This window comes from Kitasatospora sp. NPDC029367, assembly GCF_055569135.1.
In genome coordinates this window covers 24,962-34,846 of the sequence record NZ_JBVHYH010000033.1, presented here as the reverse complement: position 1 = coordinate 34,846, position 9,885 = coordinate 24,962, and the positions used below count along the sequence as shown (strand labels likewise).

The 9,885-nt window shown below is 74.0% G+C and carries 10 protein-coding genes and 1 pseudogene; 2 read left to right on the top strand and 9 right to left on the bottom strand.

Going from position 1 to position 9,885, the window contains the following annotated elements:
- Positions 1-94: 94 nt before the first annotated feature.
- Positions 95-997: pseudogene (locus tag ACZ4W5_RS19425) on the top strand (methyltransferase); the annotation flags it as partial.
- Between the two features lie 63 nt (positions 998-1,060).
- On the opposite strand, the gene ACZ4W5_RS19420 reads toward ACZ4W5_RS19425, so the two are convergent.
- From ACZ4W5_RS19420 to ACZ4W5_RS19380, 9 genes are all read right to left on the bottom strand, one after another.
- Entirely contained in the window at positions 1,061-1,753 is a 693-nt protein-coding gene (locus tag ACZ4W5_RS19420) for a class F sortase (RefSeq protein WP_465655740.1), read from the bottom strand.
- 110 nt (positions 1,754-1,863) lie between these two features.
- Positions 1,864-2,313: a hypothetical protein gene (locus tag ACZ4W5_RS19415; protein ID WP_465655739.1), complete on the bottom strand. Its 450-nt coding sequence runs from the start codon at positions 2,311-2,313 to the stop codon at positions 1,864-1,866.
- A gap of 337 nt (positions 2,314-2,650) precedes the next feature.
- Positions 2,651-2,980, bottom strand: a complete 330-nt coding sequence (locus ACZ4W5_RS19410) for a TcmI family type II polyketide cyclase (RefSeq protein ID WP_223885896.1) — start codon at positions 2,978-2,980, stop codon at positions 2,651-2,653.
- Positions 2,977-3,432 (bottom strand): SRPBCC family protein, encoded by a 456-nt coding sequence (locus ACZ4W5_RS19405; RefSeq protein WP_360237101.1) that lies wholly within the window; start codon positions 3,430-3,432, stop codon positions 2,977-2,979. The genes ACZ4W5_RS19410 and ACZ4W5_RS19405 overlap by 4 nt, the downstream gene beginning before the upstream one ends.
- Before the next feature lies 1 nt (position 3,433).
- Positions 3,434-3,694, bottom strand: a complete 261-nt coding sequence (locus ACZ4W5_RS19400) for an acyl carrier protein (RefSeq protein ID WP_402484188.1) — start codon at positions 3,692-3,694, stop codon at positions 3,434-3,436.
- A gap of 44 nt (positions 3,695-3,738) precedes the next feature.
- The gene (locus ACZ4W5_RS19395) at positions 3,739-4,980 is read right to left on the bottom strand and encodes a ketosynthase chain-length factor (RefSeq protein WP_360237097.1); all 1,242 of its coding nucleotides are present in this window, start codon (positions 4,978-4,980) and stop codon (positions 3,739-3,741) included.
- Between the two features lie 5 nt (positions 4,981-4,985).
- Entirely contained in the window at positions 4,986-6,242 is a 1,257-nt protein-coding gene (locus ACZ4W5_RS19390) for a beta-ketoacyl-[acyl-carrier-protein] synthase family protein (RefSeq protein WP_360237095.1), read from the bottom strand.
- Positions 6,239-6,682, bottom strand: coding sequence for a cupin domain-containing protein (locus tag ACZ4W5_RS19385; RefSeq protein ID WP_360237093.1), 444 nt, complete (start codon positions 6,680-6,682; stop codon positions 6,239-6,241). Before ACZ4W5_RS19385 ends, ACZ4W5_RS19390 begins: the two co-directional genes overlap by 4 nt.
- A 32-nt stretch (positions 6,683-6,714) precedes the next feature.
- On the bottom strand, positions 6,715-7,881 hold the full coding sequence (locus tag ACZ4W5_RS19380) for a SchA/CurD-like domain-containing protein (RefSeq protein WP_465655737.1): 1,167 nt from the start codon (positions 7,879-7,881) through the stop codon (positions 6,715-6,717).
- A 302-nt stretch (positions 7,882-8,183) separates the two neighbouring features.
- Here ACZ4W5_RS19380 and ACZ4W5_RS19375 point away from each other — a divergent pair, with 302 nt between their 5' ends.
- Positions 8,184-9,809, top strand: coding sequence for an FAD-dependent oxidoreductase (locus ACZ4W5_RS19375; RefSeq protein WP_465655736.1), 1,626 nt, complete (start codon positions 8,184-8,186; stop codon positions 9,807-9,809).
- The last annotated feature ends 76 nt before the right edge of the window (positions 9,810-9,885 follow it).

The window sequence follows — 9,885 nt, the reverse complement described above, 5'->3', positions numbered from 1 at the left end:
ACCCCCCCCCCTCCCCCTCTTCTCCCCCCCCCCCCCCCCCCCCCTCCCCCCCCCCCCCCCCCCCTTCTTCCCCCCCCCCCCCCCCCCCCCCCCCCCGACCGCCGTCACGGAGCTCGCCGCGCAGCTGGACACCGAACCCCGCCAGCTGCGCCGCCTGCTGCGCGCGCTCACCTGCTACGGGATCTTCGCGGAGACCGGCGACGACCGCTTCGAGCACACCGAGATGTCCCGCCTGCTGCGCGACGACGCCCCCAACTCCCTGCGCCACATCGCCCTCTGGTGCACCGAGCCGTGGACCTGGGAGGCCTGGCCGAAGCTCGACGAGGCGGTGCGCTCCGGCCGCAACGTGTTCCCCGAACTGTTCGGCAAGGAGTTCTTCGACTACCTGCACAGCGACGCCGGTGACTCGGCGAAGGTCTTCGACAAGGCGATGACCACCTCCAGCCGGCAGTCCGCCCGGGACTTCGCCGACTACCTGGACCTCACCGGCATCGACTCGGTCGCCGACATCGGCGGCGGCCAGGGCCACGTCCTCGCCAGCCTGCTGGAGAAGCACCCGGCCCTCCACGGCACCCTGCTCGACCTGCCCAAGGTGGTCGCCGGCGCCGACCCCCGCCTCCAGGACGGCGGCGCCTTCTCGGCCCGCGCCCGCCTCGTCCCCGGCGACTGCCGGGTGGAGATCCCGGTGCGCGCCGACCTCTACATCATCAAGAACATCCTGGAGTGGGACGACGACAGCACCCGCCGCACCCTCGCCAACGTGGTCGCCGTGGCCCGCCCCGGCGCCCGGGTCGTGGTGGTCGAGAACCTCGTCGACAACAGCCCCTCGATGCGCTTCACCACCGCGATGGACCTGATGCTGATGCTCAACGTCGGCGGCGCCAAGCACTCCGAGGAGAGCATGGTCCACCTCATGGAGGAGGCCGGCCTCGACGTCGCCGCCGTCCGCCCCGTCAACCCCTACCTCCACGCCTTCGAGTCCACCGTCCGCGGCTGACCCCCCGTAGACGCCCGACGGCCGCTGCTCCCCGACCCGGGGGAGCAGCGGCCGTCGGGGTGTTCAGGCCTTGTGGGAGGACTCCAGGTGGGCGAAGACCACCACGTTGTCCAGGTAGTCCCGGCGCTTCTTGTCGTAGGTGCCGCCGCAGGTGATCAGCCGGAGCTGGGCGTCCGGGGTCTTGCCGTAGACCTTCTGGTCGGGGAAGGCGTTCTTGGCGAAGGTCTCCACGTTGTCGACCGAGAAGACGGCGACGGTGCCGTCGGCGCGGCTCACCTCGACCTTGTTGCCGGGCAGCAGCAGGCTCAGCAGCAGGAAGACCGCCGGGCCCTTGGTGGTGTCGACGTGGCCGGCGACGACGGAGCTGCCGCGCTCGCCCGGGGTGACGCCGTCGCGGTACCAGCCGACCAGGTTCTTGTCGTCCGGCGGGGGCGCGTTGAGCTGTCCGGCCGGGCCCAGGGTGAGCTCCGTGAACGGGGCGTCGACGGCGATCTGCGGGATCCGCAGCCGGGTCGGCTTGGACCGCTTGAGCGCCGGTGCGCCTGCTGCGCTGGGCGGTGCCGTGGCGCTGTTGGTGGCCGCCGCCGGGCCGGGGACGGCGGGGGCGGCCGCGGCCGGGGGAGCGGCCTGGCCGGCCGCCTGGCCCTCGCCGGGCCCGGTGTCCACCGAGTTGTAGATCAGCAGCAGGCCGACCGCTGCCGCGCCCATCCCGCCGCGCAGCAGCCGGGGCATTCCGTACCCGGGACCGCCGGTCATTCCTGTCCTCCGCTCGAAGTCCTTCGTCGGGAGCCTGTTCCGCAACGGTCCGCCGCCCCCGTGCGCCCCGCCCGGGAAGGGGGAGCGCCCAGAGGCGGCGGTGGCGGACGTCAGACGGCTGCGGCGCCGGAGGTGCGACGGCCGCGGCGCAGCGCGAACGCGCCGGCCCCGAGACCGCCGAGCAGCAGCACCGCGCCGGAGGCGAGGCCGCCGCCGGACAGGGCCAGGCCGCCGCCGCCGGTGTGCACGCCGCCGTGCGGGGTGTGCTCCTCCTCCCGGCCCTCGGAGCCCTTGCCCTCGGAGCCCTTGTGCTCGTCGGAGCCCTTGCTGTCGGAGCCCTTGTGCTCGCTGGAGCCCTTGTGCTCCTCGGAGGAGCCGCCGGACTTCTTGTCGTCGTAACCCTTCGAGCTGTCGGAGCCGCCCTTCTCGGGCTGCTTCTCCTGCCAGGTGAGGTTCTTGCCCTGGTCCGAGGAGGAGCCGTCGGCGAAGGCCATGGGGGTGCCGACGGTGAGGACGGCGGCGACGGCCGCTCCGGCGAGCAGCGTGCGTGCAGAACGCATGAGGATGATCCTTTCGGCGCGGGCCGCGACCGCCGGCACGGTGCCGGTCAGGGGACTCGCGAACAAGTGGCGCCTGATCCACCGTCAACCACGGTGGAGCCGCCTGCCACCCGAGCGTGGCAGCGCGGGTACGGAGAGTGCGCTCTTCGGGTGGAGTCCGGGGCGTGTTCACCCGGGTGGCCCGGCGATCCGGGTGATTCGGATTCGGGACGGGGTGGTAGGGGCCGCGCGCACGGGCCCGCCCCCGGCGCCGCGCACGGGCCCGCCCCCGATGCGCGCATGGGCCCGCCCCCGGCGCGGTGCCGGGGGCGGGCCCAGAACGGAGCGGGGACGCGGCTCAGCGGTCCCAGCGGTAGAACTCGCGCGCCATGGCGTCCTTCGGCTCGCGCCAGGTGGCCGGGTCGTAGGCCTGGACGAAGGCGGTCAGGCGGTCGCTGACGGTCCGGAACTCCGGGTGGCCGAGGACCTTGGCGACGGCCGGGCCCGGCGGGCGGTCGGCCTCGATCAGGTGCAGGTAGACGTCGCCGAACTGGAAGAGGCTGCGCCCGGTGACGCCGATCAGGTGCGGCAGCTCGCCGCGGTCGGAGTCGGCGAACACCTCGGCGATGTCCGGGGCGGCCTCGGGCTTCATCCGCGCCACGATCAGTGCGCGGTGGGTGCCGGTCACTGCTCCGCCGCCCGCTTCTCGACCTTCTCGCGGATCAGCTGCATCTGGATCCGCGAGTTCTTGTTGATGTGGTTGACCATGCCGTCGTCGTCGACCGGCGCGGTGGGCTTCATCGCGAAGTCCTGGATCCAGCGCATCCGGGTGCCGGCCGGGACCTCGGCGTACTCCCAGCGGATCTCCATGAACTCGAACGGTCCGGGCTCGACCCGGCGGGCGTTGACCTCCAGCGACGACCGGTCGGTGGTGCGCTCGGAGACCCAGCTCCACACCTGGCCGTTCTCGTCCGGGTGCATGGTGAGCCGGAACTGCACCCGGTCGCCGTCGCGCTCCAGCACCTCGACCGAGGCGTACTCGCTGAAGAGGTCCGGCCAGTTCTCCAGGTCGTTGGTCATCTCCCAGACCAGGTCGAGCGGGGCGTTGATGACGATCTCGTTGTCGGTGTGTCCGGGCATCTCAGGCACCGGCCTTCGCGGAGAGGGAGGTGTTGACCAGCTCCAGGAACTCGGCCGGGGTCTTGGCGGACTCGGCGCCGGAGGTGACCTTGAGGCTGTGCCGGTTCTCCAACTCGCCGACGACGCCGAGGAGTCCGAGCGAGTCGACGCCGAAGTCGTCGAACTGCGCGCCCGGCTGCTCCAGGTCGCCCGGGGTGACGGTGACGCCGGCCCGGGCCTGGAGCAGGGCGGCCAGTTCGGGATAGCTGAGGGTGTTGCTCACGGGGTTCCCTTCGAAGGAGGTCCAGTGGATCGGGGGTGCGGGGGTCAGGTCGGCTCCCCGCGGCGGAGCACCAGCGCGGAGTTGGAGCCCATCAGCCCGCGGCTGAGCACCAGGGCGGTGCGCAGTTCGGCCGGGCGGGCGCGGTCGGTCACCAGGGCGAGGTCGTGGCAGACCTCGGTGACGTTGGGGGTGGGCGGCAGCACGCCGTCCTCCATGGCGAGCACGGCGGCCGTGACGTCCAGCATCGGGGCGCCGCAGTAGGCCCGTCCGGTGCCGGACTTGGGGGCGGTGACCGGGACGCGCTCGGCGGCCGGGCCGAGCGCGTCGGCCAGCGCCAGGGCCTCGGCCCGGTCGGCGGCGGGGACACCGAGCGCGTCCGCGAAGACCACGTCGACCTCCTCGGGCGCGATCCGGGCCTCGTCCAGTGCGATCCGGATCGCCGCGGCCAGTCCCTCCCGGGACTCCTCCCAGCGGGAGGCCCCGGTGAAGGTGGCGCCGTGTCCGGCCAGGTGGGCCCGGACGCTGGCGCCGCGCCGGCGGGCCGCCGACTCCTCCTCCAGCAGCAGCATCGCGCCGCCCTCGGCGGGGGAGAAGCCGCAGGCCCGCGCGGTGAACGGCAGGTAGGCGGCGTCCGGCCGGTCGGCCAGGCTCAGCTCGGGGTAGCCGAGCTGGCAGACCATGGAGTACGGCGCGAGCGGGGCCTCGGCGGCGCCGACCACCACGGCGTCGGTGCCGCGCTCGACCGAGCGGGCGGCGTGCGCGAGCGCGTCCAGGCCGCCGGCCTCGTCGCTGGCGACCACCCCGCACGGGCCCTTGTAGCCGCCGCGGATCGAGATCTGGCCGGTGCTGGCCGCGTAGAACCAGGCGATGGACTGGTACGGGCCGACGAACCGCGGCCCCTGGCCCCAGAGTTGCTGGAGCTCGCGCTGGCCGAACTCGCCGCCGCCGGAGCCGGCCGCGGTCACCACGCCGACCGCGAAGGGCCGTTCGGGGTCGGGCCGGAACCCCGCGTCCTCCACCGCCAGGTCGGCGGCGGCCATCGCGTAGTGGGTGAAGCGGTCGGTCTGCACGAGGTAGCGGCTGTCGATCAGCGACTGCGGCTCGAAGTCCCGCACCTCGCCCGCGACCTTGAGCGGCAGCTCCGTGCAGCCCTCACGGGATATCCGGTCGAGGACGCTCACGCCCTGCCTGGTGGCCTTCCAGAAGGCGTCGGCCCCGACACCGTTCGGCGCCACCACGCCGAGACCGGTGATGACCGCCCGGCGGCCCTGCTGACGTGACGTCATGGAACTCACCCCGTTCTGTTGAGCACGACGGCGGACTGGAATCCGCCGAATCCGCTGCCGACCGAGAGGATGTGGCTCAGCGGCAGCTCGCGCGCGGTGCGCGGCACGTAGTCGAGGTCGCACTCCGGGTCCGGAGTCTCGTAGTTGGCGGTCGGCGGCACCACGCCGTGGGCCAGTGCCAGGGTGCAGGCGACCACCTCGATCGCGCCGATCGCGCCCAGCGAGTGGCCGACCATCGACTTGATCGAGCTCATCGGCGTCTCGAAGGCGTGGCTGCCCAGCGAGCGCTTGACCGCGGCGGTCTCGTGCCGGTCGTTCTGCTTGGTGCCCGAGCCGTGCGCGTTGACGTAGTCGACGTCGCCGCGGTCGACCTTGGCGTGGTCGAGCGCGTGGTCGATCGCCCGGGACATCTCCAGCCCCTCCTTGGTGAGGCCGGTCATGTGGTAGGCGTTGCCGAAGGTGGCGAAGCCGCCGATCTCGCCGTAGATCCGGGCGCCGCGGCGGCGGGCGTGCTCCAGCTCCTCCAGCACCAGGACGGCGCCGCCCTCGCCGAGGACGAAGCCGTCCCGGTGGGCGTCGAAGGGGCGGGAGGCGTGCTCCGGGTCGTCGTTGCGCTCGCTGGTGGCCTTGATGGCGTCGAAGCAGGCGACGGTGATCGGCGAGATCGGGGAGTCGGAGGCGCCGGCGACGCAGATGTCGGCGCGTCCCTCCTCGACCGCCTGGAAGCCGTAGCCGATCGCGTCCAGGCCGGAGGTGCAGCCGGTGGAGACGGTCTGCACCGGGCCGTGCGCGCCGACCCGCTCGGCCACCGCGGAGGCCAGGGTGCTGGGCGCGAAGGCCCGGTGCAGCTGGGGCTCGGCGTGCCGGTGGTCCACGTCCCAGCGCGCGCCGGAGGCGCTGACCAGGGCGTAGTCGTGCTCCAGCCGGGTGGTGCCGCCGACGGCGGTGCCGAGCGAGACGGCGATCCGCCACGGGTCCTCGGCGGCCAGGTCCAGTCCGGCGTCGGCGACCGCCTCGGCGGCCGCGACCATCGCGAACTGCACGTAGCGGTCGGCCCGTTGGACCTCCTCGGGGCTCAGCCCGTGGGCGGCCGGGTCGAAGTCGCACTCGGCCGCGATCCGGGAGCGGAACCCGGCCGGGTCGAAGAGCGTGATGCCCCGGGTGGCGGTGCGGCCGGCCGTCAGGAGGTCCCAGAACGCGGGGATCCCGATTCCTCCGGGCGCGACCACACCGATCCCCGTGACGGCGACGCGCCGTGTCACGAGGCCACCTTGGCGTGTTCCGGGGGGCCGGCGGCGGCGGACTCCCCGGCGCCGGCGGTCTCCTCGGTGCTCACGTGGCCCAGGTCGGGGCGCGGCGCGAGCGGGCCGCAGTGGAAGACCATCCGGGCCTCGGTGTCGCCGACGTTGCGGAAGCGGTGGCGCATGTTGATCGGGATCATCAGGCCCTGGTCGGGCTTGAGCGGCCGGGTCTCCCCGTCCAGGTCGACCTCCAGGTCGCCGGAGACGACGAACACGAACTCCTCGGAGTACGGGTGGTAGTGCTCGTTGATCCGTTCCCCGGGCTTGATGATGGCCAGGCCCATGAAGCCGCTGGTCGCCCCGCAGCTGGGAGGGGTGAGCATGGTGCGCAACAGGGCGCCGTGGCGGCGGTTCTCCGGGGCGTCGTCGACGTTGATGATCGGCGGGAACTGCGTGGTCATGATGGCTTTCCTCCGGGAGGGCTGGCCGGGTGTCAGTCGTTCTGCGAGCTGCGGTCGGTGACCGGGCTCATGGCGCGGGCGGCGAGGAACGCGCCCAGGCCCGCGGCGGTGCGCAGGTCCCCGGCGGGGCCGAGGTCCAGCAGGGCGGCCAGCTCGGCGGCCTCCTGGTCGCCGGCCACGCCGAGCGCGGCGGCGGGCTCGGCCTCGGCCGGTACCCGCAGGTCCACCAGGCGCACCACGGTGTCCTCGCGCTGGAAGACGGTGGCCGCGGCGACCGGGCCGGTCGGGTCGGCGGTGGCGAGGTTGTCGTGGTCGAAGAGCAGCTCGGCGACGGCCGGCCCCCGGCCCGGACGCACCGGGTAGAGCACGGCGTGCCGGTGCAGCCGCCCGGAGGACGGGGCGCTGGCGATCGCCTGGTGCCGGGCGGGCAGCGCGGCCTTGGCGAAGAAGGCCCGGGCCGACTGCGGGTCGCCCAGTTGCCGGGCCTCCTCCAGGTGCGGGTTGAGCTCCTCCTCGACCGCCCGCACCTCGGGCTGCATCGCCACGTGGCGCAGCGCGTCGCCGAGGTTGCCGACCACCTCGACCGCGCGCACCACCCGGTTGCCGTGCATGAACAGCGAGGTGCGGCGCAGCCGGGTGTGCTCGTCCACCTCGGCCCGGGGCGAGGCGTAGCCGGACAGGATGCGGGCCACCTCGGCCTCGCTGCCGGGCTTGACGGTGAAGGTCAGCGCATGGCGCACCACGCCGTCCGGGCCCGGGTCGGCCCGGGGCGGGCCGACGTGCCCGGCGGGCTCGCTGCGCGGCAGGCCGGGCGGCACCTCCATCGGGGCCCTGGTGCCGGTGGACCCGGCCGCCGAGGTCTCGCGCAGCACCGCGTAGCGCAGCGAGCGGAAGTTGTCGCTGACGCAGCCGTGCATCGGCTTGACCATCTCGCGGTGGGCGGGGCTGTCGACCCACTGCAGGAAGGTCTCCTGGTCCTGCCACTCGCTGGTGATCAGCCACTGGCGGGGGTCGTTGATGGACTGGCACAGCTGGTCGCTGACATGGCCGGGTACCGAGGCCACCTGGTGACGCAGTTGCTCGTAGACGTCGAGGAAACGCTGCTGGGCGCCGTCCTGGATCTCCAGCATCAGCACCACCCTCAGCCGGGTGTCGGATTCCTCGTGCTGCTTCGGCTGCGGTTCGGACAGAGTCGTCATGATCCACTTTCTGCTCTTGGCCGCACGCGGCGGGCCGTGGCGGCCGCGTCCGGCGGGTGCTCCCGGCTGGGGGGAGGGCGGTGCGGTGGCGGGCGGCCCGGGCGCTCGGCGCCAGGCCTGAGGTCGATCGTGAGCGGGCGACCGGGCGCGGCGCGAGATTTGCGGGCCATCCGGGCGACGGGGCGGCACAGACCCCCTCGGGCGGGGGATGGAAGAGCGGGGCCCGGCTGAGCGGGCCCGCCCAGGGCGGCGCCGAGTCCAGTCGCCGGGCCGCGGAATCCCCTTACAGGGTGGAGCAATTGATGAATCCGAAGGTGGACGAACGGGTGCCGGTCCTGATCGTGGGCGGCTCCCTGGTCGGGCTGTCGGCCTCGCTGTTCCTCGGTCGGCTGGGTGTCCGGCACCTGCTGGTCGAGAAGCACGCCGACACCTCGCACCATCCGCGCGGGCGCGGCAACAACGTCCGCACGATGGAGCTGTACCGGGTGGCCGGGATCGAGCCGGCGATCCGTGAGGCGGCCTCGGTGCTGGCCCCGAACCACGGCATCCTGCAGGCGCCCTCGCTGACCGGTGAGGAGCAGGAGTGGCTGTTCCGGGAGATCGACCCGGGCGGGCGGCTGGCCCGGTTCAGCCCCAGCTCCTGGTGCCTGTGCAGCCAGAACGACCTGGAGCCGGTGCTGCTGCGCTCGGCCCGCGACCTCGGCGCGGACCTGCGGTTCAGCACCGAGCTGATGTCCTTCGAGCAGGACGCCGACGGCGTCACCTCGGTGCTGCGCAGCCGGGAGACCGGCGAGGAGCGGGTGGTGCGCTCGGAGTACCTGGTCGCCGCGGACGGCCCGCGCAGCCCGGTGCGTACCGGCCTGGGCATCGGCCAGACCGGCAAGGGCGAGCTGTTCCACAACGTCAGCATCACCTTCCGGTCCAAGCGGCTGGCCGAGGTGGTCGGCGACCGGCACTTCATCGCGTGCTACCTGACCGACCCGGAGGCGGACGGCGCGCTGCTGCCGGTGGACAACCAGTCCGAGTGGGTCTTCCACGCGCCCTGGCACCCCGAGCACGGCGAGCCCCTGGAGGCCTTCACCGACGAGCGCTGCGAGCGGCACATCCGCACCGCCGTCGGCTTGCCCGAACTGGACGTCGAGGTGACCGGCAAGGCGCCCTGGCACGCCGCCGAACGGGTCGCCGAGCGGTACGGCGTCGGCCGGGTCCTGCTCGCCGGGGACTCCGCCCACGAGATGTCCCCGACCGGCGCGTTCGGCTCCAACACCGGCATCCAGGACGCCCACAACCTGGCCTGGAAGCTGGCCGCGGTGCTCTGCGGCTGGGCCGGGCCCGGCCTGCTGGAGACGTACGGGCAGGAGCGCCGCCCGGTCGCCCAGGTCACCGGCGAGCGCGCCTCGGCCCGCTCCGCCGAGCACAGCCACCCCGGCTACGCGGTCGTCCCGGGCGTCGGGCGGCAGGCCGGGGTGCTGGCGGTGGCGCTCGGCTACCGCTACCCGCGGGGCGCGGTGGTCGGCACCGACCCGCAGGGCCCGGTCGTCCCGGAGCAGTTCGAGTCGGCGGGCGAGCCGGGCAGCCGGGCCCCGCACCAGTGGCTGCTGTGCGCGGGCGTGCGGCTGTCCACGCTGGACCTGTACGAGCAGGCGATGGTGCTGCTCACCGGCCCCGAGGGCGCGGCCTGGCAGCAGGGCGCCCGGCGGGCGGCGGACCGGCTGGCCGTCCCGCTGGACGCGTACCGGATCGGCGACGGCGCCGAGGACGACCTGGCGCCGGAGCCCGGCGGCGACTTCGCCGCCCTGCACGGGGTGGGCCCGGGCGGTGCGCTGCTGGTGCGCCCGGACGGCTTCGTCGCCTGGCGCTCGCCGGGGCCGGCGGCGGACCCGGAGGCCGAGGTGGAGGCCGTGCTGCGGGCGGTGCTGGACCTCTGACGCACGCGGACGGGCCCGCCGGTCGTCACGACCGGCGGGCCCGTTCTGTCAGGTCCCGGGTGTCAGGTCCCGGGTG